Here is a 25,419-nt window from a genome sequence, read left to right as displayed (position 1 = left end):
AGTTTATTTCACGCAGATTTATATTGATTTAAGCTGATCTGCGCAGATTTTTTTAGATACTTTTAATAAAAATCTCTATTAATCTGCTAGATCTGCGAGAGAAAATCTTTGATAATCTGTTAAACCTGTGGCAATATATTTTAAAATTTTACGATTTGGCTTTCCCAATCATTACCTTTTTTTTCAACCAATAATAATCCAGAATCCGAATCATTCATTTGGCCGACTAATTCTCCTTTGTTGTTCCAAAAAGCACTTTGTCCCGCAGAAGGTGAACCCCAAGATTCTCCGCTGAAATTCGACATCAAAACATTCATTTTATGTTTTTCAGCATAATTTTGCAAATCTCTGTACGCATTCGGAATTCCGTTTGGCGAAAAGAAAATACTTGCGATATAAATATCGGTATCATTTTTAGCTGCGTTTTCAGGATGTAGCGGATTGTCAATGTCAGCGCAAATTGCAAAAGAAATATTTTGATCCTCAATAGTTAACATAGGGTTGTAATCAAATGAAGAATCGAAAAAATCATCTTCGCCTTCATGTAAAAACTGCTTTGTATAAATAGAAACAGAATCATCTGGAGCTATAATAAACTCGCCAATAAACAGCTTTGAATCTATTCTAATTGGCGCTCCAGCTATAATGACAATGTTATTCCTAACCGACAATTCTTTTAAATGATCAATTCTATAATCGTCTTCTGTAAAAACTAAAGCTTCTGCATTTTCTCTTTCATAACCTGTAATAGACAATTCAGGAAACGCAATTAAATTAGCGCCATTTTGAGCAGCCAATTCAATAAGATTATAATGATTCAATAAATTAGAAGATATGTCTCCACGTTTTGGTTTGGTCTGCGCAGCCGCTAAAATCATTTTATATTATTTATTTTCTGTATAAACCCAAGCTACTCTTCCTGATTGAAGTTTGACCTGAACTCTTTTGTATGAATTAGACTCGAATTGATCTACTTTTAACAATTCTTGATTAGAAACTTCAAAAGCAACACCGTGTATAATGTCGTCCAAGCTTTCACTTGGTACAGCCACAACATAATCTGCCATTCCAAATTCTTCTTCAATTTGTAAACTTTTAAGTTTGAAGCCCAGTATTTGATCTGGACTGCCGCTTAAAACTTTATTAAAAATCTGCATCTGAATTTGTTTCGATCTTAATGTTCCGTAGGAGAATAATAGTTCCATAATTATGATTTTCTCTTTATTTGTTAGCGTACAGACTCCCGATAACTTTCGGGATTTGAACGCCCAAATTACAATTTTTATTACAATTTAAAGTAATCTATATAATTATCTAAATCTTTATCGCCACGACCAGAAAGACTTATTACAACAACATCTGTAGGCTTGAATTTCTTCTGATCTAAAACTGCAAAAGCGTGTGCACTTTCAATTGCTGGAATAATACCTTCTAATTTTGTTAATTGAAGACCGGCATTCATCGCATCATCATCAGTAACTGAGAAAAATTCTCCTCTTCCTGTTTGTGCTAAATGGGCGTGCAAAGGCCCAACTCCAGGATAATCTAGACCTGCAGAAATAGAATAAGGTTCTGTAATTTGTCCGTCTGGAGTTTGCATTAAAAGCGTTTTACAACCATGAATAACCCCAACTTTTCCTAATTTACTAGTTGCAGCGCTGTGTCCACTGTCTACACCTTTTCCGGCAGCTTCTACAGCAATAATTCCAACTTCTGGTTCGTGTAAAAAGTGGTAATATGTTCCTGCAGCGTTACTTCCTCCACCAATACAAGCTACTACATAATCAGGGTTTTCACGACCTTCTTTTTCTTTTAACTGCCATTTGATTTCTTCAGAAATAATGCTTTGAAAACGTGTTACCATGTCTGGATAAGGATGAGGCCCAATTGCAGATCCGATAATATAATGTGTATCTACAGGATTGTTAATCCAGTCACGAATGGCTTCGTTTGTAGCATCTTTTAAAGTTCTTGAACCTGAAAGCGCCGGACGAACTTCTGCGCCTAACATTTTCATACGCGCCACGTTTGGTGCCTGACGCGCGATGTCAATTTCGCCCATGTAAACGATGCATTCAATTCCCATTAAAGCACAAACTGTTGCTGTTGCTACGCCATGTTGCCCAGCTCCAGTTTCGGCAATAATTCTTTTTTTACCTAAACGTTTTGCAAGTAAAATTTGTCCAATTGTGTTGTTAACCTTGTGTGCTCCAGTATGGTTTAGGTCTTCTCTTTTTAGATAAACTTTGGTGTTGTATTTCTCAGATAGACGTTTTGCAAAATACAACGGACTAGGGCGTCCAACGTAATCTTTCAGCAATTGGTTGAACTCCGCTTTAAAATCAGGTTCATCCATTATGCTTAAGTATTTCTGACGTAGTTCTTCTACATTTGGATACAGCATTTCCGGGATGTAAGCACCGCCAAATTCTCCGTAATATCCTTTTTCGTTAACGTTAAAACTCATTTTATTTAAATTTTAAAAGTTGGCAACATCAAATTTTCGCTTGAAATTGCTTAATAGATTTTTATTTTTTAGACCTGGTTCGATTTCAAATTTACTATTTACATCAACAGCATAGATAGGTAATTTTGTTTTTGAAATTTCTTCAATGGCTTTCAATTCATTCATTCCAATTCCGCCGCTTAAAAAGAAAGGCTTTTTCGAATTGTATTTTTTTAATATGCTCCAGTCGAAAGTTGTTCCATTTCCGCCTGGTAATTTTCCTTTGGTGTCAAATAAAAAATAATCGCAGACATTTTCAAAAAGTTTTATGATTTCAAAATCGAAATTCTCATCGGCCGAAAATACTTTTATGATTTCAATTTTTTTTGGAAGTTTTTCTTTTAAAACTGAACAAAATTCAACTGATTCTTCGCCATGTAATTGAACTGCTTGTAAATTGTATTTTTCGACTTTTTCCAGAATTTCTTCCTGACTTTGATTAACAAAAACGCCCACTTTTTTGATTGTTTTTATCAATTCGGGAACATTCCCATTGCAATATCTAGCGGATTTTTCCCAGAAAATAAATCCCATATAATCGGGTAGGAGTGCACCTACTTCGAGAATGTTTTCGGGATATTTCATGCCGCATATTTTGAGTTTCATTTTTTTGTTTTTTTTGCCACGAAGGCGCTAAGACACTAAGTTTTTTTACAAATGAGCACAAATTAAATTTGCGCCTTTGTGACTTTGTGGCAAACGTTTATAGGCCTAGCTTGTTAATAAATTCTGTTGCAGCCGCACCTGCGTTGTCGGTTTTCATGAAGTTTTCTCCAATTAAGAAACCTTTGTAACCGTAAGGTTTAAGTTCTTGAATGGCTTCAATTGATGAAATGCCGCTTTCGGATACTTTTACAAAATCATTCGGAATTTGCGATGCCAATTCTTTGCTGAAATCTAAACTTACTTCAAACGTTTTTAAGTTTCTGTTATTTACGCCAATCATATCTAAAGTCGGCATAATAGATTTTTCTAGTTCTTCTTGATTATGAACTTCTAAAAGAACTTCTAAACCTAAACTTTTTGCAAATTCAGACAAAGATTTAATTTCTTCGCGAGTTAAAACGGCCGCGATTAACAAAATCAAATCGGCTCCGTGTGCTTTTGCTTCTAAAATCTGATATTCGTCTACAATAAATTCTTTTCGCAAAAGCGGAATATTTACTGAAGCTCGCGCTAAAAGTAAATCGTCTAAAGATCCGCCAAAATATTTTCCGTCGGTTAAAACTGAAATTCCGCATGCACCAGCATTTTCGTAACCTTTAACTACTTCTTCAACAGTAAAATTATTATTGATGATTGATTTTGAAGGAGAACGACGTTTGTGTTCTGCGATAATTCCAGAATTGCTTTCTTTTAATTTCTGACTAAGAGAAATTATCTTTTTTCCAAAAAACACTGAAGCTTCCAATTGAGAAACCGGAATAATCGATTTCTTCAGAACAACTTCTCTTTGTTTGTCAAGTATTATTTTATCTAAAATATTCATTATTTTGTTTGTTTCAGGTTTCAAGTTTCAGGTTCGTTCCAATAACTTGAAACCTGAAACTTGAAACAATTTTTTACCTGCTTAATTCTTGTAATTTCTTTAATGCTTTTAACCCTTTTCCAGACAATAAACTTTCTTTAGCCAGTTCAAATCCTTCTTTTGGAGAGCATTTCGTAACGGTAGAAATTGCCATTGCAGCATTGGCACAAACTACATTATTCTGTGCTTCATTTCCTTTTCCAGAAATGATATTCGTAAAAATTTCTGCAGATTCTTCAATTGTTTTTCCTCCTTCAATTTCGGTTTGAGAGAGAAGACGAACACCAAAATCTTCTGGATTCAACATTCCCTCCATATGGTTGGAAATTGTTTTGGTTGGACCAGTTAATGAAATTTCGTCATATCCGTCAAGCGAATGTAAGATCGTAAAATTGGTATCGGTATTTTGATATAAATAAGCATACATTCTTGCCAATTCTAAGTTGAAAACCCCTACCAATTGATTTTGTGGAAATGCAGGATTTACCATTGGTCCCAACATATTAAAGAATGTTTTTACTGCCAATTCTTTTCTAATTGGTCCAACATTCTTCATTGCTGGGTGAAATAGAGGAGCGTGTAAAACGCAAATTCCAGCTTGATCGATACATTTTTCTAAAAAAGAAGGATCATTGCTAAATTTAATTCCCATTTTTTCCATTACGTTGCTTGAACCAGAAATAGAAGAAACTCCATAATTTCCGTGTTTTGCAACTTTTATTCCAGCTCCTGCTGATACAAAAGAAGCCAAAGTCGAAATATTGAAAGTGTCTTTTCCGTCACCACCCGTTCCGCATAAATCAATGGTATTGTAAGCTGATAAATCAACACGAATGCAAAGATCTAATAAAGCTTCGCGAAAGCCAGAAAGTTCATCAATTGTAATGCTTCGCATCATAAAAACAGTCAAAAAAGCCGAAATCTGACTTGGATTGTATTGACCGCTTGAAATATTAATCAATACGTTTTTTGCTTCTTCTTTAGTAAGAACTTCGTGGTTGATTAATTTGTTTAATATAGTTTTCATTTTTTTAAGATTCTAAGTTGCTAAGCTTCTGAGCTACTAAGTTTTTTACTGTTACTGAAATTGAATGCTTTTAATGTTCGTTTCCTTGATAAATCCACATGGGTTCTGTTTTTCCAGCTCTTTCGAAACCATTTTTTTTATAAAAATCAACCGATTTCCCATCTGCCGTTAGCATTTGCATATGAAAGTGACTGTATTTCTCTTGCATTTTATCCAAAATCAATTTTCCAATCCCTTTCCCTTGATATTCGGGAAGTACTAGCAAATGTGGGTAATAAACAGTCAAGAATCCATCAGAAATCGCATTCCCAAGTCCAACAAGCTTTTTGCCTTCCCAAGCCGTTACTAATGTTTCCGAATTTAATAATCCGTTGTACAATTCGTTTGGTTTGCTAGCAGAACTCCATTCATTTGCTTTATATAAAACCAAAACATCTTCAATATTGATATCTCGGGTTTCTAAAATTGTTATTTCCATTTTTTAAGGTTTCAAGTTGCTAAGGTTCTGAGATATTATGTTTTTTGTTTCAAGTTTAAGGTTTCAAGTTTTCTGCGACTGAACACTAAAACTCTGAACACTGATCACTAATTACTGAACACTGATCACTAACTCTTAATCCAATTCTCCAAAATCCTTTTTCCGTTTGGTGTAAGAACGCTTTCTGGGTGAAACTGAACGCCTCTCACGTCATAAGTTTTGTGTCTTAAAGACATAATTTGTCCGTTTTCGTCTACCGAAGTTGCTTCTAAATCTTCAGGCAAATTGCTGTCTACGACCCATGAGTGGTATCTTCCCACTTCAAATTCTTTTCCTAAACCTTCAAACAAAATTTCGTCGTCTACTAAAGTTTTTACATTTGTAGCAACTCCGTGGTACACTTTATCAAGGTTAGAAAGCGTTCCTCCAAAAACTTCTCCAATTGCCTGCTGTCCTAAACAAACGCCAAGAATACTTTTGGTTGGGCTGTATTTTTCGATTACTGCTTTTAACAAACCAGCTTCATCCGGAATTCCAGGTCCTGGAGAAAGTAATATTTTCTCGAAAGATGCAATTTCATCAATATCAAATTCGTCGTTTCTGTAAACGGTAACTTCGCAGTTTAAATCTTCTAAATAGTGCACTAAATTGTAAGTGAAACTATCGTAATTGTCTATAACTAAAATCTTTTTCATTGTGTTGTTTGTTTCACGTTTCAGGTTTCAAGTTTGAGGTTCCAACAACTTGAAACCTGAAACGAAGAAAACCTGAAACAAAATTTTCTTATTTTTCTCGAACGTATTTTTCTATTATAACACGATTTACTCCTAATTTTTCTATTTTTTCTACACCTTTTTGAATTAAAGTGTCGTTTTGAACTTTCACAACAAATTCAAATTTGTTGTTTTCCCAATCGCGGTTGTTAAAGAACTCTAAGTTTTCTGTATATATACTGTCTTTTAAAGTATATTTTCCGCCTCCTCCAAAGAACAATGCTGCTGTTGAATCTTTTCCATTTTTCAAATCATGATTAAAAAAAGCAAAATGTGTATCGTTAATAATCTTAATCATTTTTGTTTTAGTATTGAAAGTTGAAAAAGTCGAATCTTTCTCAGTTGTTTCAGCTGATATAAGACGCCAGGTTCCTTCAATCGGATTGTGCTTTTTTTCTGAATTACAAGATGTCATCGTAATGATTAAAACTAAAATTGATACTGCTTTTTTCATGGTTTTATATTTTGTGGTTTTATATTTTATGGTTAATTGTTTCAGGTTTCAAGTTTCAAGTTTTCTGCGACTGAACACTAAAACTCTGAAAACTGAACACTAATGACTAAATTTTCTCTGCCATTTCTAGTGCTGTATTTAGTGCTCTTAATTTATTATAAACTTCCTGCATTTCGCTTTCTTCGTCAGAACTTGCTACAATTCCGGCTCCAGCTTGACAATGCAATTGATGATTTTTAGAAAGGAAAGTTCGAATCATAATGGCGTGATTAAAGTTTCCTTCAAAATCCATAACTCCAATTGCGCCTCCATAAAAATTACGATTTGTTTTTTCGCAATCTTCAATTAACTGCATTGCTCTGTGTTTAGGCGCACCGCTCAAAGTTCCTGCTGGGAAAGTGTCTGCTACAACTTGCATTGTAGTTGCTTTGTCGTGCAAATGCCCCGTAACTTTTGAAACTAAGTGTATTACGTGAGAGAAAAACTGTACTTCTCTATATTTTTCTACATTGACATCGTGACCATTTCTGCTTAAATCGTTTCTTGCCAAATCAACAAGCATAACATGCTCGCTATTTTCTTTTTTATCTTCTGAAAGTTCTTTTGCTAAAAGAGCATCGCGTTCGTCATTTCCAGTTCTTTTAAAAGTTCCTGCAATTGGGTGAATTTCGGCTTTTCTATCTTTTACGATAATTTGTGCTTCTGGCGAAGAACCGAATATTTTGAAATCTCCATAATCAAAGAAAAATAAATACGGAGAAGGGTTGATGCTTCTTAAAGCTCTATAAACATTAAATTCATCTCCTTTGAAGCCTTGAGTAAATCGGCGAGAAAGAACTAATTGGAAAACATCTCCACGATAGCAATGTTTTTTGGCTAAAGCCACATTGGTTTTAAATTCCTCATCGGTTAAGTTAGAGAAACCTTCACCTTCTTTAGAAAATTTATAAGAAGCTATATTTCTAGATTGCAATAATTGCTCGATTTCTGAAATATTGTTTTTTCCGTCAAGACTATGGCAGAAAATATAAGCTTCATTTTTAAAGTGATTGATTGCAATAATGTTCTGATAAACGGCATAAAAAATATCTGGAATAGAAGTCGCATTGTCTTTTTTTGCAATAGATACTTTTTCGAAATAACGTACAGCATCATAAGAAATGTATCCGAATAAACCGTTATTGATGAATTTAAAATCGTTTTTTTCTGATTTAAACTGACTTGAAAATTCCTGAATTACCTGAGGGATATTTGTTGAAGCATCAATATTGATTTTTTCTGAAGTTCCGTCAGGAAAAGTTTTAGAAATAACTTCGTTTTCGATTTTTATTGTAGCAATTGGATTGCAGCAGATATAAGAAAAACTGTTGTCATTTCCATGATAATCACTACTTTCTAGTAGTAAACTATTTGGGAATTTATCTCTGATTTTGAAATAAATACTTACTGGCGTTACCGTATCGGCCAGAATTTGTTTGTAATGCGTATTAAGAATAAAAGGTTTCAAAATATATAGTTTTATGTTGTTCTGTTAATTTATTTTCAATTTGATCCAAAAAAAAGGGCTTGTCGTGATGACAAGCCCTTTATATTTTATAGTTTTAACAATACCATAGGAAGCTTCGTTCACGACGTCTGACGTAAATTGCTCCACCACCAAGTATTGTTTAAAATTGTTCTCATTTCTTTATTTTGATGTCACAAAGATATAAATGTAATTTTAATTATAGTACATAAAATTTGAAAAAAAACTTTTCGAATTTGTAAAATTTGTTAAATTTTAATTCAAAGTATCTCTATAACTCCTTAGTTACCACTTGCTACCGTGTTATTTACATTTAGTCTAAAATCTGGGTTTCCTTTAATATTTGGAATAGCAAATAGCTCGCTAAGTTTCATTTTTGTATACTCTATTCCGTAAGCTGGGTTACCATAATAATTTTTTATGCCAGGAATATTGCTTCCAGATTCACTTTCAATTTCTCCTTGACAATTGTTTGCAATAACATTTTTAAAAGTGATTTTTGATAGATTAGCTTCACCATTTCCGATATTTCCTTCCAATAAAATAAAAGGAGCAAATCCAGAAACTACACTATTTGTTAAATTAAAAAAAGTGTTTTCTTTAATATAGGCAGATTCTCTAACCAAGCCTTGATTGTTTTCTTCTAAATTAACCAATGTAATATTGTTGGCATTTATTTTAGTCATTTTTTTAGTAATGTCTGTAGCCGCAACTTTTTCGTATGAATCTACCTCAAAACATCTTGAACCTGAAATATCTGAAGAAAACGGATGGCGAACAGCAATACTATTACTAATATTAATTTGAGCACCTTGGGTAAAATCAAAATCATCATCTGTTGTTCTAAATGAAATCAAATTGCTCAGATTCAAATCTCCACCATAACATTCGAAAGAATCATCATTCGAAAAGCTAACTTGAACATGACTAACAATTGTTTTTCTTCCAACGCCAGCAAGAGAAAGACCATTTAATTCTTTAGAAGCGCTTAATTTTCTTCCAGCATATTCGATTCTCACGTATTTAATAATTCCCGAGTTATCTTCTGGATCTTGGCCTCCGTAGTGATTTAAGGTTGGATCTAAATCGAAAGGCAATGTATGTATACCTCCAAGAGAGTTTATTGGAGCTTTTCCTAAAACAATAATTCCGCCCCAGTCACCTGGTTTTCTATTGTTTATTTCATTTTCAGAAGTAAAAATAATCGGATCGGTTTCTAATCCTTCAGCTATAATTTTAGCTCCATTTGTAATTACAAGAGTTCCGCAGGTTTTATCGTCTCCTCGTATTACAGTACCAGGCTCGATTGTTAAAGTGGCATTATTTGTAACGTATACAACACCAACTAGATGGTAAATATTACGTTTTGCCAATCGGGTGTCTTTGTCGATTGTTCCCGCAATTATATTGGTTGCTTCGCCATAGTCATTACCAGCTGGTTTAAAGCTCGTCCAGTTAGTCATCCAGTTTGAAGTTCCAACGATTCCTTTTGGTTGTTGTTGAGCTTGTGCGAAAAAGCTGATAATGAAGATTATAGATGCAAAATGTAATTTTGTTTTCATAACTATGATTTTAATTTCTAGTTTTTGATTTTTTTAATTGTCCCAAAAATAGAAGCCGTATGTTAATCAAAGTCCTGATACTTATTACGAAAGAGTTATTATACTATTAAGAACGTTAAGATTATGAAAAGTTTAAAAAAATAAACCCCAACAGTAAAAAACTGTCGGGGTTTATTGTATTTCTGAATTAGTAAGCTTGAAATATTAGAATTTTAAAGCTACAGCCAATTCGAATTCGTCATTGATAGTTTTGTCTCCTAAACCGTCGAAGAAGCTACCTGAACCGTATTTAATATCGTATTTAGTTCTGTCAACTTTGAAAGCAGTTGTAGCAGTGTTTCCTTTTACAGTGATATCAAAAGTTACTGGTTTAGTAATTCCTTTGATAGTTAAGTCTGCAGTTACAGTATAAACGTCAGCAGATTTTGCACCGATAGTTTTGAAAACTAATTTTGAAGTTGGGAATTTGTCAGTTCCGAAGAAATCGTCAGCTTTTAAGTGACCGTTTAATTTTCCTTGGTATTCTCCAGTTAAATCTGTAGAAGTTAATGAAGTCATGTCAACTGTAAAGCTTCCTCCAGTTAATTTTTTTCCTTTGAAAACTACAGAACCTTCTTTGAAGTTTACTGTTCCAGAGTGCTCTCCAGTTACTTTTTTACCTACCCATTTAATAGTAGATGCTTTTACGTCGATTTTTTTAGTTTGAGCATTTACTGAGATACTAGCAGCTGCTACGAATAATGCTATTGCAATAGTTTTTAAATTTTTCATGTTTTTTAAAATTAAAATTTGAATTTGATTAATAAATAATTATAGAGTGATAAATAATTCTTCGTGTGATTTTCTAACTTTTTTCTGGTGTTGAGATTTGTCCTCATCATGTCTGTAACCTACAGTTGCAATTACAGAAGCATTTAGACCTAATTTGTCAAAACCTAAAATTTCGTTGAAAGAAGCTGCGCTGAAGCCTTCCATTGGAGTAGCATCAATTTTTAATTCGGCAGCTGCATTTAATAAGTTTCCTAAAGCTAAATAAGTTTGTTTTGCCGTCCAGATGTGTTTTGCGTCTTCAGATAAATTTGAAATTACGCCTTTCATCATGTCGCTAAATCCGCCTAAAGCTTCAGTAGGAACGCCTCTTACTTCGCTTATATTGTTGATGTATTTATCAACAGAACCTCCGTCAAGGCTTAAATCATTTGCAAAAATGAATAGGTGAGAAGCATCTGTAATTTGAGTTTGTCCCCAAGCTGCTCCTTTTAATTTTTCTCTTAATTCTGGATTTTCAACAATAACTACTTTATAAGGTTGTAATCCGTATGAAGAAGCACTTAATCTTACTGCTTCTTTTAATGTATTTAAATCAGCATCTGATATCTTTTTTGAAGCATCATATTGTTTGACTGCGTATCTCCAATTTTGATTTTCTAAGAAATTGCTCATAGTTTTTATTATTTTATTTGTTGGTTCTATATTTTTCTAATAATTGATTTAAGAAAACTAATTCTTCGGGTTGTAAATTGTTAGCAAACGTTTGTTCGTGCTCATCTACTTTCGGATCTAATTCTTTTAAAACATCTAATCCTTTTTCTGTAATCGAAACTTCAATTTTTCTTCGATTATCTGGACAGACATTTCGAGTTACAAAATCCTTTAATAATAATTTGTCTACCAAACGTGTTGTGTTGCTTGTTTTAGCAAGCATTCGTTCTTGTATCACGCACATATTAGCAGGTTTCCCTTTTTGTCCTCTTAATATACGCAACACATTATACTGTTCTCCAGATAAATCATACGGTTTGATCAACTCGTTGAAATGATCCTGAATCACATTTTGCGTGTACATGATATTCAGAATAACTTTTTTCGCATTATCCATCTTAACCGTACTCTTAATAACCTCTTCAATTGTCATAGTCGTAAGTGTATAATTTGTATATACAAATGTATAACTTTTAATAGTTGTATATACAAATGTTGTGTTAATTATTTGTTAATGTGTTTAAGTGCGCTTCTAGTAAGAACTAAAAGAATAGTTTTTCGATACTAAAATTAATGTAATTTTTTAATATAACGATCTGATATATTGTGAATTAATTATTTTTTAAAATCAAGAAGCATTTTTGATTTATATTATTTTTTAAATGCCTTTTTGTAAGAAGATTTTAAAACAAAAGTTATTGAAGATAGACTGAATTTACCATTTATTGGAATTCCGAGAGAAGAAAACCGTTTGCAATTTGTCTGAAATTGGCAATTTCTGTGTTGATCCAAGCTTCATCATGTTTTAATTCTTTAGCTATTAGTCTTGCTGTTTTCTCAGAAACTTCAATAGCAGCTCTTGCATCTAAGAACAATAAACGAACTCTTCTCGCTAAAATATCATCTATAGTTCTTGCCATTTCATAACGAATAGCCCAAACAACTTCTGCCATCGTAAATTCGTGATCAGGATGCAGTTTTTCTTTTAATGCTGGCTCGCTTTCTTGTAATTCAATTATTTTAGGAATATCAGAACCATATATATAAAGGTGATTTTCTCTATCTAAAGAATTTGTAGATTTATTTCCATGAATGGGAAGATGTTCTGTCTGACATTCCTTAGGAGATAATTTTCCAGTTTTGATTGCTTTATCCATAATATCTTCAGCAATTTTTCTGTATGTTGTCCATTTTCCTCCAGTAATAGTAATTAGCCCCGTTTCTGAAACTATAATTTTATGACTTCTAGAAACTTCTTTGGTGCTTTTACCTTCTTCTTTGGGAGCAGCCAATGGGCGCAATCCTGCAAAAACAGAAAGAACATCTGCTCTTGTGGGTTTCTTGGTTAGAAAACGTTGAGCGGTTTCGAGAACAAATTGAATTTCGCTTTCTAAAGCAATGGGCTCTAAGCTTTGTTTTTTAATCAAAGTATCGGTCGTACCAACTACAACACGATTATGCCATGGAACAGCAAATAAAACTCTTCCGTCTTTTGTTTTTGGAATCATTAAGGCATGATCTCCAGGCAAAAAAGATTTGTCAAATACTAAATGTATTCCCTGACTAGGAACAATATATTTTTTATAAACGTTATCATTCATTTTCATGATCGCATTTGTAAAAACACCTGTCGCGTTAATTACGGCAGTACCTTTTATATCCTGTTTAATTCCGCTTTCCTGATCTTGAATTTGAACACCAATAACTTGGTTTTTGTCGTCTTTTAGCAAATTGACTACTTTTACATAATTCAAAACACAAGCTCCGTTTTCTACAGCCGTTTGAGCTAGGTTAATCGCTAAGCGAGAATCATCAAATTGGCCATCATGATATATAACACCATTCACCAATCCATTTTCTTCTACGTTTGGAAGCATTTCAATAGTTCTCTTTTTCGAAAGATATTTAGAACTTCCTAGACTCAGGCAACCAGACAATAAATCGTAAATCTTCAATCCGATGGTATAAAAATAACCACTAAGCCAATGATAATTTGGAATAACAAAGGATTGATTTTTAACTAAATGATTTGCATTTTGCGCCAGTAATCCTCTTTCTTTTAATGCTTCTCTAACCAAATTAACATCGCCTTGCGCCAAATATCGTACCCCGCCATGAACCAATTTGGTGCTTCTGCTAGAAGTTCCTTTTGCAAAATCTACAGCTTCAAATAAAATGGTTTTGTAACCACGACTTGCTGCATCAATTGCGGTTCCGAGTCCGCTTGCTCCACCTCCTATAATTATTACGTCCCATTTTTCAGTATTTTTTAGTTTGGCTAATTGTTCGGAACGATTCATGTTTTGGCTTTAAAAGTTTATTTTTAGGGAAATGTTGTTGAAAGCAAACTTAACGAAATGAAATTAAAAATTGATGAAGAAAAAGTTTTTGGTTTGTTTGGTTTTGTTTCAGGTTTCAGGTTTCAAGTTGATTAACATTGAACATATCTAACCGCAAAGTGCGCAAGGTTTTTTTAGGAACAAGACTTTTATAAAGCGCAAAGTTCGCAAAGCTTTGTAAATAAAACTTTGCGAACTTTGCGTATATTTTAGTGTGCTTTGTGAATAATAAAAATTGATAAAGAAAAGGTTTCTGGTTTTTCTTTGTTTCAAGTTTCAGGTTTCAAGTTGATTAACATCGAACATATCTAACCGCAAAGTGCGCAAGGTTTTTTTAGGAACAAGAATTTTATAAAGCGCAAAGTTCGCAAAGCTTTGTAAATAAAACTTTGCGAACTTTGCGTATATCTTTGTGTACTTTGCGGTTAAATCAACCTGAAACTTGAAACAAATTAAACCTGAAACAAATTTTTAATGTGGCAGTTTATCCTTAATCAAACCATAAACCCAAGTTCCCGCAATTGCACTTACTAAAGTCACAACAATTACAGTTGCACCCGTGCCAATTTGAGCGAAAAGAGGACCAGGACAAGCTCCAGTAATTGCCCATCCGAAACCGAATAATAATCCGCCATAGATTTGTCCTTTGTTGAAAGTCTTTGGCTGGATTTCGATTTTTTCGCCATCAAGAGTTTTGATATTGAATTTTTTAATCAATTGTACTGAAATTAATCCAACAGCAACAGCGCATCCAATTACGCCATACATATGAAACGATTCCAGATTGAACATTTCCTGAATACGAAACCAACTGATGATTTCTGCTTTTACGAATACAATTCCGAAAAAGATTCCAACGATTAAATATTTTAGGTTTGCAAATGCAGTTTCTTTTTTCTGACTTGCGTTGATTCCTTCGCCGTCTATATTTTTATTTTCTAAACTCATTTTTGAAATTTTAAAGTGAAAGAATATAAGGTAAAATCAAAAGTGCCATTACAAAACCGCCAATCATAAAACAGATTGTTGCTACCAATGATGGCCATTGTAAGTTTGATAATCCCATAATCGCGTGTCCGCTTGTGCATCCGCCAGCGTAACGTGTTCCGAAACCTACTAAAAATCCGCCAACCACAATCATGATAAATCCGCGAAGCGTTAATAGACTTTCCCAAGAAAATAATTGCGACGGAACTAAACCACTGTGGTCTGTAATTCCGTAAGTCGCTAATTTATCCGATAATTCAGGAGCAATTTCTACAGGATTTGGATTTGATAAAAAGTGAGCCGCAATAAAACCACCGAAAAATATTCCCAGAACGAAGAATAAATTCCAGCTTTCTTTTTTCCAGTCGTATTTAAAAAACGAAATATTTGCAGGAATACAAGCAGCGCAAATATGACGCAATGAAGAACTAATCCCGAAAGATTTGTTTCCAATAATTAATAAAATTGGAACTGTTAATCCAATTAGCGGGCCAGCAATATACCAAGGCCATGGTTCTTTAATGATTTCAAGTATACTCATTTACTTTTAAAATTTAGATTTTTTTTATTTTAACCATTAAGATATTAAGTTAATTAAGTTGGAATGCTTAATTTTTCTTAGCCTTCTTTGAAAAGTTTCATTAAGCTCAAAAACTTAATTAACTTAATATCTTAATGGTGAAAAAATTACACTTTATAGTGTTTTGCTTTGACAAACAAAATCTGATTTTGGGATATTTGTTTTAGAAATCGCTCCAAAACCGCCTTCAACTTCAGAGAAATTTCTGAAACCTCTTGCTTGAAGGATAGAAGCTGCAATCATACTCCTGTAGCCTCCAGCGCAATGTAAATAAAAATGCTCATTTGGGTTAATATCTTTTACCCAATCATTGATGTAAGCTAAAGGTTTACTGTAAGCGTCATCAATATGTTCTGCTGCGTATTCTGTTTCTTTGCGGATATCTACGACTTTATCTTCGCCAAATTTAAACTCATTTGCAAATTGCTCAGCAGTAATTCTGTTAACAGTATCAATCTCGAAACCTGCATTTTGCCAAGCTTCAAAACCGCCTTCCAAATGCCCAATAATTGTATCAAAACCAACACGGCTTAAACGCGTTACAGTTTCTTCTTCCATGCCAGCCGCAGTAACCAGAATAATAGGCTGTTTTACATCGGCAATTAAAGTTCCAACCCACGGCGCAAAATCACCATTGATTCCGATATTGATAGATTGCGGAATAAATCCTTTACTGAAATCTGCTGCGCTTCTTGTGTCTAGAATTAAAGCGCCAGTTTCTTCAGCAACTGCTTCAAATTCTTTTACATTTATCGCTTTCATTCCGTTGTGTAAAACCGTTTCAAAGCTTTCGTAACCTTGTTTATTCATGGCAACATTCATGCTAAAATAGGCTGGAGGAGGCAATAATCCGTCCGTTACTTCTTTGATGAATTCTTCTTCGGTCATATTGGCCCGCAAAGCATAATTGGTTGCTTTTTGATTTCCGATTGTTGAAACCGTTTCTTTGCTCATGTTTTTTCCGCAAGCGCTTCCCGCACCGTGCGCAGGATACACAATTACATCATCAGCCAAAGTCATGATTTTATCTCTTAACGAATGATATAAAATTCCAGCCAATTGATCTTGTGTCATTCCAGCTGCTTTTTGAGCCAAATCAGGACGGCCAACATCTCCGATAAATAAAGTATCACCAGAAAAAATAGCGTGATCTTTTCCGTTTTCATCAATCAGTAAAAAAGTAGTACTTTCCATGGTATGACCTGGAGTATGTAGTGCCTTAATTGTAATTTTTCCGATTTTGAATTCCTGACCGTCTTTCGCAGAAATGCAATCAAATTCGCAAGCAGCATTTGGACCGTAAACGATTGGAGCTCCGGTTTCTTTGCTTAAATCAACGTGACCTGAAACGAAATCGGCGTGAAAATGCGTTTCAAAAATATATTTCAGTTTAACGCCATCACGCTCTAAACGATCCAGATAAGGCTGAATTTCTCTAAGCGGATCAATAATGGCCGCTTCGCCATTTGAAGTGATATAATATGCACCTTGAGCAAGGCATCCGGTGTAAATTTGTTCTATTTTCATGATAGGTATTATAAAATGATGGGTTACAAAGGTAACTTTGTTTTTTAAAAAAATAGGTGACTAATGTTACAGAAATTAGGTTTTTGTGTAAAAAAATGTGGCGTTTGTCATATTCGGTTGAGATAAATTAAATTTAAAGTTGAGCAATTACGCTTTAAGCTTTAATTTTGCATATGACGAATGTCATTTCAAAACAAAAAATAAAATGAACACACAACACTTATTGGATCAAATTGCTTTTATAAAAGAAATTGATAAAGTAAAATACATTCAGCGCAAGACAAAATTATTCAATAGCGACAGATGTGAAAATGATGCCGAACACAGCTGGCATTTGGCGTTAATGGCAATTGTTTTGGCAGAACATTCCAATGAACCTATTGATGTTTTGAAAGTCGTTAAAATGGTTTTGATACACGATATTGTCGAAATTGACGCTGGAGATGTTTTTATGTACGACACAGTCAAGAATCATGATAATACAGACGAAGAAAGATTAGCGGCCAATAGAATTTTTGGTTTATTGCCTAAAAATCAAGCGGAAGAATTTATTGCAATCTGGGAAGAATTTGAAGCGGGAGAAACCAACGAAGCCAAATTTGCAAGATCTATGGACAGACTAGAACCTCTTTTGCAAAACACGTCAAATAATGGTGGAACATGGAAAGAGTTTGGAGTGAAATACGATAAAGTTTATGAGAAGAAAAGCGTCATTAAAAATGGTTCAGCATCTTTATGGAATTACGCTGAAGGTTTGATTAATGAGAGCGTTGAAAAAGGGATTTTGGAGAAATAATAAAACATAACCCATGTAATCAAAATCAAACATAGCCTGCGGTTTCAACCGCAGGAAACGTATCGAATATCATTGTGTTCCCGTGGTTGAAACCACGGGTTATGTTTTATCACGTAAATCTAAACGCAATCTTGTCATTTCGACCGAAGGGAGAAATCACACACGGGGATTCCGCAAAGAATATCACCAATCTTTGGAGAGCTACGAGTGTGATTTCTCCCTTCGGTCGAAATGACAAATAGTACGTAACTGTAAAAAAGAACAAGTGTCATTTCTACCCTTTAAATTGTTGAAAAGTTTAACAAATATCGGGCGATAAACTTTTTTTAAAGGACGTTAATTCGGGTTCTAATGGTTAAATTTGTGGAACTTCATAAACAAATACCATTATGGAAGAAATGCTCTTTTATGATCGAATGCAATTTGCCTTCACGATTACTTTTCATTATCTTTTTCCGCAACTTACAATGGGTCTTTCTTTGATCATTGTGTACTTCAAGTGGAAATACTTAAAAACTAAAGACGAACAATACAATCACGCCACCCATTTCTGGATGAAAATCTTCGCTCTCAATTTTGCAATGGGCGTTGTAACGGGAATTCCGATGGAGTTTCAGTTTGGAACCAACTGGGCTAAATTCTCCGAATTAACAGGAGGAATTATCGGGCAGACATTGGCAATGGAAGGAATGTTTTCTTTCTTTCTTGAATCTTCTTTCCTCGGATTATTTTTATTTGGAGAAAAACTGCTCGGACATAAATGGCATTTTGTAACGGGATTATTAATCATGATTGGTTCGTGGGCGAGCGGTTACTTAATTATTGCGACACATTCTTGGATGCAGAATCCTGTGGGTTACGAAATCTTAGAAAACGGAAAATTTGTTCTGAATAATTTTCAAGCCTTATTCTTAAATCCTTGGCTTTGGCCTTCTTATTTACACAATCAAGCCGCTTCTTTGGTAACCAGTTCTTTTGTTGTAGCTGGAATTGGAGCTTTTTATATTTTAAGTAATAAAAATGTTTCTTTCGGGAAATTGTTCTTAAAAACAGGTGTTATTTTCGGATTGATTTCGAGTGTAATTGTGGCTGTTCCAACAGGAGATTTATTGGCTAAAAATGTAGTAAAATATCAACCGGTAACTTTTGCGGCTATGGAAGGAATTTTTCACACCGAGAAAAAAGGTTCCGAAATTGTTTTAATCGGTCAGCCCGATGTGAAAGACAAAAAATTGGACAACAAAATCGCCGTTCCTAATATTTTGAGTTTCTTAACTTATGGAAATTGGGATCAGGAAATAAAAGGATTAGATCAGTTTGAAGAAGATTTGCATCCAACTAATATTTCTGGTTTGTATTATGCATACCACATCATGGTTGGACTTGGAACTGTGTTTATCGGATTAATGGTGCTTTCGCTTTTCCAATTAGTGAGAGGGAAATTGTTTGAAACCAAATGGATTTTATGGTCTTTAATGTTCATGATGCCGTTTCCGTACATTGCCAATACAACAGGCTGGTACACGGCAGAATTAGGAAGGCAGCCTTGGTTGGTTTATAATTTATTGCGAACCGCCGCTGGAGCTTCACCAACAGTTTCTTCTGGAAATACCTTGTTTACATTGCTTGGTTTTATTGGTTTATACCTTTTATTGGGAATGCTTTTTTTACTTTTAGTTGGAAAAATTATTAATAAAGGCCCTCACAATGTGGACCTTTCATCAGAAAAAATATAAGTATGGAATTTTTTTGGTACGTAGTTTTAATGGGAATTTTGGCTGTTTATCTGGTTTTAGATGGCTATGATTTTGGTGCAGGAATTATTCACTTATTTTTTGCCGATACAGAAAAAGATAAAAAGGCAATTACCAACGCCATTGGTCCGTTTTGGGATGCCAATGAAGTTTGGCTAATTGCGGCAGGAGGGGTTTTGTTTTTTGCTTTTCCAACTTTATATGCTTCTTCTTTTAGCGGATTTTATCTTCCTCTGATTATGATTTTATGGCTTTTGATTTTTCGTGCCATCGGATTAGAAATGCGTGGACAGATTCATAATCACATGTGGGAAAGCATTTGGGATAAAGCTTTCGGAATTGCGAGTTTGCTTTTGGCTTTGTTTTTCGGAATTGCTTTAGGAAATATTGTTCGAGGCGTTAATCTCGGAATGGTTCAAAATGGAGTTTCTACGCAGGAAGCGCATTATTTCTTTTTGCCTTTGTGGAATCCAACTTTTAGTCCGCAAGCAAATGAATTGGGAATTATTGACTGGTTTACGCTTTTCTTAGGAATTGTGAGTGTTGTGGCCTTAACGATTCACGGTGCAAATTGGATTATTTACAAAACGAATTCGGCGCTAAATCCTAAATTGAAAAATGTAGTTTTTAAACTGAACTTTGTTTTGCTGATTTTGGTCTTTATTTCTTTAGGAATCTGGCATTTTATCGAACCAAAACCATTTCATAATTTTATTGAAAATCCGATTCTTTGGTTTTTTCCTTTAATGACTTTTGTTGGAATTGCGGGATTATTCAAAGTTCGTTCTTTCAAAAAAGACGGTCAAGGATTTATTTTTTCGACCTTATTTTTAGTTGGCGGATTTGCGTCTACAGCGGTTTCGATTTTTCCGAATGTTTTGCCTTCGACCAATAAAGTAAATCCATCTTTAACGATTTATAATACTGCAGCTCATGAATACGGATTAAACGCTGGTTTGAGCTGGTTTTTTATCGCTTTGTTTCTCGTAATTATTTATTTTATTATTCAATATCGCGTTTTCAGCGGGAAAATGGATGATATTGGGTATGGAGAACATTGATGATGAATATTTGTTATTTTTGAGATTGATTTTAACATAGTTGAGAATAAAAAAAAACTGGAAATAAGGAAATAAAAATTAGAGTTTAGAAAATGGATGTTTTTTTTGAGTGGTTACAGACTAAAATTGGTGATGAGCTTTCAGATATTACCTTGTTTGGTATATTTGGTATGCTAGTTTATCTGGCAAAATTATTTTATAAATACTTTGAAAAATGTAAAAATGAGAAAGATTTATTTCCTTTTTATGATAATTCCATTTTGAAAAATTCTAGAAAGTTTTTCATAAGAACTAAATGTCAGAATATTGATCCGGCAAATGAAATTAATTTTAGAAGTTCTTATGCTTTTGTTACAAAAGAAGATATGCTTAATTTCTTCATTAAAAAAGTTTTTAAATTAAAAGAAAATGAAACCAATTTTTATATTGTTTTAGGAGACTCCGGAATGGGGAAAACAACGTTTATGTTAAATTTGTTTTATTCTTATAATACTTATTTGAATTCTATTTTTAAAAAGACAAGGATTAAGCTTTTGCCTCTTGGTGAAAATCTGGATTCAATAGAGTTGCATCTAAACAATATTAGCCTTGAAGATAGAAAAAATACCATATTACTTTTAGATGGTCTTGATGAATCACCAATATTAAATTTTAGTGCAAATGAATTAGTTGAAAAATTAACAACTATTGCAAAAGATTTTAGAATTGTAATAATTTCTTGTAGAACGCATTTTTTCTCTTCTGAGAATGATGAACCATATGAACTAAAAATAAGAAAATTTAATACAAATGGTAATGGATATCAAGTAATAAAAAAATTGTACGTTTCTCCTTTTGATGAGAAGGATATAAAGAAATATTTGAATAAAAAATTTGGAATTTTAAGTTTTTCAAAGATTAGAGAAGCAAAAGAAATCATTAATTATACAGATGATTTGATGGTAAGGCCAATGTTGCTATCTTATATTGAAGATGTGATGAAGAGTTCGAAAAAAGTAAAATTAAGTTGTGAAATTTATGAACTTTTGATAATAAAGTGGATTGAACGTGAATCTAATAAATATCAAACATCTAATAAATTCGATTTTCAGAATGATTTATTTTATTTTTCTATTCATGTCGCTAATACTATTTATGAGAATTTTGAAAAGAATGGATTATTTATATCAAATGAAGAGATGAAAAGGTTGGCAATTGAGTTTAATATCAATTTAGATTTATTGGAAATGAAAAGTAGGTCTTTGCTTAACAGAGATTCTAAAGGGAATTATAAATTTTCGCATAAATCAATATTCGAATATTTATTAGCGTATAATTGCTATAGAAATAGATTTGTTGATAAGTCTCAAGTTTACCATATCGATTATGATTTATCTCTTTTTGACCAAGCTTTAAAGTTCTATGATGAAATGCAGATTAATTTCAAGAGTAGTTTTCATTTTAATGATGAAAGATTTATTTCTTTTCACAGTGGAAATAATGTTATGAGTAATTTGAAATTTGAAGAATTAATGCAACTTAAACATTCTAAAACTGAAGTAGAGTGGTTAGATGGAAAAACATATAGAATAATTGATGTTCAAGAAGAAATTCTTACTAAAAAGAGTAAATTTTTTCCTTTTACTGAGAAGGTTTAATAAATGGAGTAATATAGAAATCCTTTTATTTTTAGAAATGATTTTTTGGTTTTTATCTTTGTCAAAATTTCACACTTGTATTTGCAAAACAGAATTTTCTCAAGAAATTTAAATATCTTTGAATTATGAGCACAACAGCAAAACCAAAACATATAGGAAGAAACATAAGCCGAATTAGAGAGCTAAAAGGAATGAAGCAAGAAGCTTTGGCAATTGCGATTGGTGTAAGTCAGCAATGGGTTTCAAATATTGAATCGAGCGAAACATTAGATCAGGAAAGGCTTTTAAAAATAGCAAAAGCACTTGGTGTGACCGTAGAAGCTATTGAAAATTTTTCAGAAGAATCTGTCTTCAATTTCTTTAATAATTTTTATGATAATAGCGCAAGTAATGGTCAAGGTGCATCTGGACCTATTTTTACTTTTAATCCTCTAGATAAAATGGTTGAACTTTATGAGCGTTTAGTTGAAGCTGAAAAAGAATTAGTTAAGGCTGAAAAAGAAAAAGTAGAATATTTAGAAAAACTGCTGAAAAAGCAATAGATAAACATAAAGAAAGAAATGAATTGCCTCCAGTTTTAACTGGAGGTTTTTTGTTTGAATTTGAATTGGGCTTTAGCCAAACTTTCGGGGTTTGGCTAAAGCCTTTTTTGTATACATTTGTTTACCTCCAGCTAAAGCTGGAGGCAATTCAAAAATGAAAACAGATAAATCAATTAAGAATATTGTTTGTGCATCTATTTATAGAAAAGTAATGAATCCGGAAGAATGGATTTATTCTTCTGTGCATATTGGCAATAAATCAATTGAATTTAATCTTGAAGAAAATGAACTTCCTATTTTTCAAGTTAATAGTTTGAATGTAAAGACACTTATCACAACTCGTCGAATAATTGAAAAGAAAAATGATGAAGTGATATTGTCAATTCGTTTTGAAGAAATTGGAGATCTTGTTTATGGAAATTTTAAAGGAAAAATAGATGAGCCACAATTATCAATTTTTAACATAATTGATATTAATGGAAAAAAATATGACTTTCAAATGGAAACAGGTAAAGCTTCAATAGGACTTATCAATGTTGTGAATACTATTCTGCAATTAAAATCTGTAGTACCTAAAAAATCATTTGACCCTATACTGCGTTAGGGATAGGAGCGGTATCCTTTTTGTTTTTTCTTTAAAAACAAAAAGATATAGCGGATAGCCCGGCCGGAGGCAACGCCCAAAAGAATCTTCTTACTTGAGATTTTTTTTTGTAAATAAAGTATAAGATAACTTTTACGAAAGATTTAATTACAACCGATAGTTATATTCTATAATGTTAATTGTAAGAAAAAAAAAGTGTTAATGCTTAATATTGCGTATCTAAGAATTTTTTCCCCCTAAGAATTTTTAGAAATTGATTTTTCACTAGAAGCTTAAATCTATTTTTACCTACTAAATTATTATGCCTTTAACAGTTTTTTCCGACAAGGTTAGATTTCGTTACAAATCTAAGAATTGGCAGTATCACTTTGATGAAATTAAAGAAATTGGACTGCTTAAAAAAAAGAAAAAATATTTTCTTGAAAACGGTGCTTTTTTGGCCGTAACCGCTGCAACATATTATTGCATGCTATTTTCCAACTTAATGGACTTGTATTACATTATTCCTGCAATTTTGTGCTATTCGTTTATTTTAGCTATGAGATTCGGGAACAAGGCCGAATTTGCCTATTTTGTTTTTGTAAAAGATATTTACCAGAACAAAATAAGAACTAAAATTGCCACCAAAGACCGCATATTGGTTGGCAAGCAGATCGATTTTTACTTAGATCTTCAGTTTGAAAGAAGTATAAAAAGAACTGCTTAAAAAAAATCAGAGATGTTTATATTCAGTATTTCCCGTTATGATTGCATTTTTCATAATGGCAGCTTTGATGTACGGTTATTTTATCATTACACAAAGAAAAAATTAACAAAACGCTGCGACATAAGTCTTTAGTTATGAAGTAGTTTTATAATTTCCCAATAAAAATAATAGTATAGTCTTGCCGTTACATTCTAACGGCTGGCTGTTTTGACTATACATGACCACAAATCAGAAATAATATGGCCACAACAATTAAAAGTAAAATCAAAAATATTAGAGAGTTAAAAAATTATACTCAGGAATACATGGCAGAAAGATTAGGCGTAACCCAAGCTGGTTATAGTAAAATTGAAAAAGGAAAGACTTCTTTGAGTTACGAAAAATTGGTTGAAATAGGAAGAATTTTGGATGTAAGCGTAGAGGATATAATTAGTTTTGATTATGATAAATACTTTAATAATTACAACAAAATTACAGGAAACAATAACGGCAGTATTTTGATTAATGCCGATAATTCTTCGGTTTTGAAGGAGCTTTATGAAGATAAAATTCAATTGCTTGAAAAACTGCTTTCGAGAACTGAAATCGAGCTTGAAAGATATAAAGATAAATTTGGAGAAATCTGAAGGTTTTAGTTTCATCTTTGTCAAAGTTTAAAACTTTGACAAAGATTACTCTACAAGTGAAACTAAATAAAACGTTGAAATTCTTTTTAGAATAAAACTTCTTTGGCAATGATATAAAATCCCATCACGAGCACAAACCAACCAAAAAGAGGTTTTAATTTCGCGCCGTCCATTTTTTTAGAAAGCTGGCTTCCAATAAACATTCCGATTAAAGCCATTGCAGAAACGCTTAATAAGAAAGTGTAATTTATTGGCGTGCCAATGTATAGATCGCCAGCAAAACCTATTGACGAATTAATAGTGATGATTAATAATGAGGTTCCTACGGCTTGTTTCATGGGTAGATTGGCGAAGAAAAGCAAGGCAGGAATAATTAAGAATCCGCCGCCTGCACCTAGAAATCCGGTTACGATGCCGACCAAAAAGCCTATAAAACTCAGTTGCGAATAATTAGTATCTGTTGATTTAATTTCGGACTGATTTTTTTTAATCATAGAAATGGCGGCTGTAATCATTAGTATAGAAAAGATGATCATAATTAGAAAATCTTTTGAAACAGTATAGGAAGCAACAGAAAACAAAGTCGATGCAATTTGCGGAAATATGACTTCACGAATTATTAAAATGGAAATAACTGAGGGAACAGCAAAATACAAAGCCGATTTCAATTTTAGGTTTCCCATTTTATAATGGCTGTAACTTCCAAATAAAGCGGTTAATCCCACAATAAATAAAGAATAAGAAGTGGCTTGATCGGGATTTACTCTAAATAAATAAACTAAAATAGGAATAGTAAGAATAGAACCTCCACCGCCAATTAAGCCAAGCGAAATTCCGATTATGATTGAGGCAAAAAATCCTAAATATTCCATTGCATTTGTTTTAATGCAAAGTTGCCTCGGAATTTAGAATCTTACAGTAACAT

The 25,419-nt window shown here is 33.0% G+C and carries 27 protein-coding genes; 8 read left to right on the top strand and 19 right to left on the bottom strand.

Going from position 1 to position 25,419, the window contains the following annotated elements; all coding sequences use genetic code 11:
- Positions 1–140 precede the first annotated feature (140 nt).
- The 18 genes from ACFO3N_RS08255 to ACFO3N_RS08170 all read right to left on the bottom strand — a co-directional run bounded on the left by ACFO3N_RS08255 (position 141) and on the right by ACFO3N_RS08170 (position 16,768).
- Positions 141–878, bottom strand: coding sequence for a carbon-nitrogen hydrolase family protein (locus tag ACFO3N_RS08255; RefSeq protein ID WP_379796782.1), 738 nt, complete (start codon positions 876–878; stop codon positions 141–143).
- A gap of 6 nt (positions 879–884) precedes the next feature.
- Positions 885–1,205, bottom strand: coding sequence for a gamma-glutamylcyclotransferase family protein (locus ACFO3N_RS08250; RefSeq protein ID WP_379796780.1), 321 nt, complete (start codon positions 1,203–1,205; stop codon positions 885–887).
- 80 nt (positions 1,206–1,285) lie between these two features.
- Positions 1,286–2,467, bottom strand: a complete 1,182-nt coding sequence (gene trpB / locus ACFO3N_RS08245) for a tryptophan synthase subunit beta (RefSeq protein ID WP_132989783.1) — start codon at positions 2,465–2,467, stop codon at positions 1,286–1,288.
- A 12-nt stretch (positions 2,468–2,479) separates the two neighbouring features.
- Positions 2,480–3,112 (bottom strand): phosphoribosylanthranilate isomerase, encoded by a 633-nt coding sequence (locus ACFO3N_RS08240; RefSeq protein WP_379796778.1) that lies wholly within the window; start codon positions 3,110–3,112, stop codon positions 2,480–2,482.
- A 97-nt stretch (positions 3,113–3,209) separates the two neighbouring features.
- Complete coding sequence (trpC, locus tag ACFO3N_RS08235) at positions 3,210–3,995, bottom strand: indole-3-glycerol phosphate synthase TrpC (protein WP_379796776.1); 786 nt, start codon at positions 3,993–3,995, stop codon at positions 3,210–3,212.
- Between the two features lie 73 nt (positions 3,996–4,068).
- The gene (gene trpD / locus ACFO3N_RS08230) at positions 4,069–5,061 is read right to left on the bottom strand and encodes an anthranilate phosphoribosyltransferase (protein WP_379796774.1); all 993 of its coding nucleotides are present in this window, start codon (positions 5,059–5,061) and stop codon (positions 4,069–4,071) included.
- A 70-nt stretch (positions 5,062–5,131) separates the two neighbouring features.
- Positions 5,132–5,539 (bottom strand): GNAT family N-acetyltransferase, encoded by a 408-nt coding sequence (locus ACFO3N_RS08225; protein WP_379796772.1) that lies wholly within the window; start codon positions 5,537–5,539, stop codon positions 5,132–5,134.
- 128 nt (positions 5,540–5,667) lie between these two features.
- Positions 5,668–6,234: an anthranilate synthase component II gene (locus ACFO3N_RS08220; protein WP_379796769.1), complete on the bottom strand. Its 567-nt coding sequence runs from the start codon at positions 6,232–6,234 to the stop codon at positions 5,668–5,670.
- 88 nt (positions 6,235–6,322) lie between these two features.
- Positions 6,323–6,766: a hypothetical protein gene (locus tag ACFO3N_RS08215; RefSeq protein ID WP_379796767.1), complete on the bottom strand. Its 444-nt coding sequence runs from the start codon at positions 6,764–6,766 to the stop codon at positions 6,323–6,325.
- Between the two features lie 106 nt (positions 6,767–6,872).
- Positions 6,873–8,273 (bottom strand): anthranilate synthase component I family protein, encoded by a 1,401-nt coding sequence (locus ACFO3N_RS08210; protein WP_095929077.1) that lies wholly within the window; start codon positions 8,271–8,273, stop codon positions 6,873–6,875.
- A 299-nt stretch (positions 8,274–8,572) separates the two neighbouring features.
- Entirely contained in the window at positions 8,573–9,853 is a 1,281-nt protein-coding gene (locus ACFO3N_RS08205) for a hypothetical protein (RefSeq protein ID WP_379796765.1), read from the bottom strand.
- Positions 9,854–10,057: 204 nt separating this feature from the next.
- Complete coding sequence (locus ACFO3N_RS08200) at positions 10,058–10,624, bottom strand: YceI family protein (protein ID WP_095929075.1); 567 nt, start codon at positions 10,622–10,624, stop codon at positions 10,058–10,060.
- Between the two features lie 39 nt (positions 10,625–10,663).
- Positions 10,664–11,296 carry an NAD(P)H-dependent oxidoreductase gene (locus ACFO3N_RS08195; RefSeq protein ID WP_379796762.1) on the bottom strand — a complete coding sequence of 211 codons (633 nt, stop codon included), beginning with the start codon at positions 11,294–11,296 and terminating at the stop codon, positions 10,664–10,666.
- A 13-nt stretch (positions 11,297–11,309) separates the two neighbouring features.
- Positions 11,310–11,768, bottom strand: coding sequence for a MarR family winged helix-turn-helix transcriptional regulator (locus tag ACFO3N_RS08190; protein WP_095929073.1), 459 nt, complete (start codon positions 11,766–11,768; stop codon positions 11,310–11,312).
- A gap of 289 nt (positions 11,769–12,057) precedes the next feature.
- Positions 12,058–13,635 carry a glycerol-3-phosphate dehydrogenase/oxidase gene (locus tag ACFO3N_RS08185; RefSeq protein WP_379796760.1) on the bottom strand — a complete coding sequence of 526 codons (1,578 nt, stop codon included), beginning with the start codon at positions 13,633–13,635 and terminating at the stop codon, positions 12,058–12,060.
- 510 nt (positions 13,636–14,145) lie between these two features.
- The gene (locus ACFO3N_RS08180) at positions 14,146–14,622 is read right to left on the bottom strand and encodes a DUF6691 family protein (RefSeq protein WP_095929070.1); all 477 of its coding nucleotides are present in this window, start codon (positions 14,620–14,622) and stop codon (positions 14,146–14,148) included.
- Positions 14,623–14,632: 10 nt separating this feature from the next.
- Entirely contained in the window at positions 14,633–15,196 is a 564-nt protein-coding gene (locus ACFO3N_RS08175) for a YeeE/YedE family protein (RefSeq protein ID WP_379797088.1), read from the bottom strand.
- A gap of 159 nt (positions 15,197–15,355) precedes the next feature.
- Positions 15,356–16,768, bottom strand: coding sequence for an MBL fold metallo-hydrolase (locus tag ACFO3N_RS08170; protein WP_379796758.1), 1,413 nt, complete (start codon positions 16,766–16,768; stop codon positions 15,356–15,358).
- Between the two features lie 205 nt (positions 16,769–16,973).
- Here ACFO3N_RS08170 and ACFO3N_RS08165 point away from each other — a divergent pair, with 205 nt between their 5' ends.
- From ACFO3N_RS08165 to ACFO3N_RS08130, 8 genes are all read left to right on the top strand, one after another.
- The gene (locus tag ACFO3N_RS08165) at positions 16,974–17,564 is read left to right on the top strand and encodes an HD domain-containing protein (RefSeq protein WP_379796756.1); all 591 of its coding nucleotides are present in this window, start codon (positions 16,974–16,976) and stop codon (positions 17,562–17,564) included.
- Positions 17,565–17,953: 389 nt separating this feature from the next.
- Positions 17,954–19,300: a cytochrome ubiquinol oxidase subunit I gene (locus tag ACFO3N_RS08160; RefSeq protein WP_379796754.1), complete on the top strand. Its 1,347-nt coding sequence runs from the start codon at positions 17,954–17,956 to the stop codon at positions 19,298–19,300.
- 2 nt (positions 19,301–19,302) lie between these two features.
- Positions 19,303–20,379, top strand: a complete 1,077-nt coding sequence (gene cydB / locus ACFO3N_RS08155) for a cytochrome d ubiquinol oxidase subunit II (RefSeq protein ID WP_379796752.1) — start codon at positions 19,303–19,305, stop codon at positions 20,377–20,379.
- Positions 20,380–20,471: 92 nt separating this feature from the next.
- Positions 20,472–22,016 (top strand): NACHT domain-containing protein, encoded by a 1,545-nt coding sequence (locus tag ACFO3N_RS08150; RefSeq protein ID WP_379796750.1) that lies wholly within the window; start codon positions 20,472–20,474, stop codon positions 22,014–22,016.
- Between the two features lie 125 nt (positions 22,017–22,141).
- Entirely contained in the window at positions 22,142–22,558 is a 417-nt protein-coding gene (locus tag ACFO3N_RS08145; protein WP_379796748.1) for a helix-turn-helix domain-containing protein, read from the top strand.
- A 91-nt stretch (positions 22,559–22,649) separates the two neighbouring features.
- Positions 22,650–23,162, top strand: coding sequence for a hypothetical protein (locus ACFO3N_RS08140; protein WP_379796746.1), 513 nt, complete (start codon positions 22,650–22,652; stop codon positions 23,160–23,162).
- Between the two features lie 301 nt (positions 23,163–23,463).
- Positions 23,464–23,868 carry a hypothetical protein gene (locus tag ACFO3N_RS08135; protein ID WP_379796744.1) on the top strand — a complete coding sequence of 135 codons (405 nt, stop codon included), beginning with the start codon at positions 23,464–23,466 and terminating at the stop codon, positions 23,866–23,868.
- A 239-nt stretch (positions 23,869–24,107) separates the two neighbouring features.
- Positions 24,108–24,494, top strand: a complete 387-nt coding sequence (locus ACFO3N_RS08130; RefSeq protein WP_095929062.1) for a helix-turn-helix transcriptional regulator — start codon at positions 24,108–24,110, stop codon at positions 24,492–24,494.
- An 86-nt stretch (positions 24,495–24,580) separates the two neighbouring features.
- Here the strand turns inward: ACFO3N_RS08130 and ACFO3N_RS08125 are convergent, their stop codons facing one another.
- Positions 24,581–25,366 (bottom strand): sulfite exporter TauE/SafE family protein, encoded by a 786-nt coding sequence (locus ACFO3N_RS08125; RefSeq protein WP_379796742.1) that lies wholly within the window; start codon positions 25,364–25,366, stop codon positions 24,581–24,583.
- Positions 25,367–25,419: the final 53 nt, after the last annotated feature.

The sequence above is a fragment of the Flavobacterium chungangensis genome (assembly GCF_042654045.1).
GTDB classification, from domain to species: Bacteria; Bacteroidota; Bacteroidia; order Flavobacteriales; family Flavobacteriaceae; genus Flavobacterium; species Flavobacterium chungangensis.
This window is presented reverse-complemented; position numbering and strand designations above follow the sequence as displayed.

Excerpts from the sequence above, each read along its gene's own strand:
- ACFO3N_RS08135 (WP_379796744.1), top strand. The coding sequence starts at position 23,464 with ATGCCTTTAACAGTTTTTTCCGACAAGGTTAGATTTCGTTACAAATCT.
- ACFO3N_RS08160 (WP_379796754.1), top strand. The coding sequence starts at position 17,954 with ATGGAAGAAATGCTCTTTTATGATCGAATGCAATTTGCCTTCACGATT.
- cydB (WP_379796752.1), top strand. The coding sequence starts at position 19,303 with ATGGAATTTTTTTGGTACGTAGTTTTAATGGGAATTTTGGCTGTTTAT.
- ACFO3N_RS08125 (WP_379796742.1), bottom strand. The coding sequence starts at position 25,366 with ATGGAATATTTAGGATTTTTTGCCTCAATCATAATCGGAATTTCGCTT.
- ACFO3N_RS08195 (WP_379796762.1), bottom strand. The coding sequence starts at position 11,296 with ATGAGCAATTTCTTAGAAAATCAAAATTGGAGATACGCAGTCAAACAA.
- ACFO3N_RS08130 (WP_095929062.1), top strand. The coding sequence starts at position 24,108 with ATGGCCACAACAATTAAAAGTAAAATCAAAAATATTAGAGAGTTAAAA.
- ACFO3N_RS08180 (WP_095929070.1), bottom strand. The coding sequence starts at position 14,622 with ATGAGTTTAGAAAATAAAAATATAGACGGCGAAGGAATCAACGCAAGT.
- ACFO3N_RS08165 (WP_379796756.1), top strand. The coding sequence starts at position 16,974 with ATGAACACACAACACTTATTGGATCAAATTGCTTTTATAAAAGAAATT.
- ACFO3N_RS08145 (WP_379796748.1), top strand. The coding sequence starts at position 22,142 with ATGAGCACAACAGCAAAACCAAAACATATAGGAAGAAACATAAGCCGA.
- ACFO3N_RS08255 (WP_379796782.1), bottom strand. The coding sequence starts at position 878 with ATGATTTTAGCGGCTGCGCAGACCAAACCAAAACGTGGAGACATATCT.
- trpB (WP_132989783.1), bottom strand. The coding sequence starts at position 2,467 with ATGAGTTTTAACGTTAACGAAAAAGGATATTACGGAGAATTTGGCGGT.
- ACFO3N_RS08215 (WP_379796767.1), bottom strand. The coding sequence starts at position 6,766 with ATGAAAAAAGCAGTATCAATTTTAGTTTTAATCATTACGATGACATCT.
- ACFO3N_RS08190 (WP_095929073.1), bottom strand. The coding sequence starts at position 11,768 with ATGACAATTGAAGAGGTTATTAAGAGTACGGTTAAGATGGATAATGCG.
- ACFO3N_RS08200 (WP_095929075.1), bottom strand. The coding sequence starts at position 10,624 with ATGAAAAATTTAAAAACTATTGCAATAGCATTATTCGTAGCAGCTGCT.
- ACFO3N_RS08185 (WP_379796760.1), bottom strand. The coding sequence starts at position 13,635 with ATGAATCGTTCCGAACAATTAGCCAAACTAAAAAATACTGAAAAATGG.
- ACFO3N_RS08240 (WP_379796778.1), bottom strand. The coding sequence starts at position 3,112 with ATGAAACTCAAAATATGCGGCATGAAATATCCCGAAAACATTCTCGAA.
- ACFO3N_RS08150 (WP_379796750.1), top strand. The coding sequence starts at position 20,472 with ATGGATGTTTTTTTTGAGTGGTTACAGACTAAAATTGGTGATGAGCTT.
- trpD (WP_379796774.1), bottom strand. The coding sequence starts at position 5,061 with ATGAAAACTATATTAAACAAATTAATCAACCACGAAGTTCTTACTAAA.
- trpC (WP_379796776.1), bottom strand. The coding sequence starts at position 3,995 with ATGAATATTTTAGATAAAATAATACTTGACAAACAAAGAGAAGTTGTT.
- ACFO3N_RS08225 (WP_379796772.1), bottom strand. The coding sequence starts at position 5,539 with ATGGAAATAACAATTTTAGAAACCCGAGATATCAATATTGAAGATGTT.
- ACFO3N_RS08250 (WP_379796780.1), bottom strand. The coding sequence starts at position 1,205 with ATGGAACTATTATTCTCCTACGGAACATTAAGATCGAAACAAATTCAG.
- ACFO3N_RS08220 (WP_379796769.1), bottom strand. The coding sequence starts at position 6,234 with ATGAAAAAGATTTTAGTTATAGACAATTACGATAGTTTCACTTACAAT.
- ACFO3N_RS08170 (WP_379796758.1), bottom strand. The coding sequence starts at position 16,768 with ATGAAAATAGAACAAATTTACACCGGATGCCTTGCTCAAGGTGCATAT.
- ACFO3N_RS08205 (WP_379796765.1), bottom strand. The coding sequence starts at position 9,853 with ATGAAAACAAAATTACATTTTGCATCTATAATCTTCATTATCAGCTTT.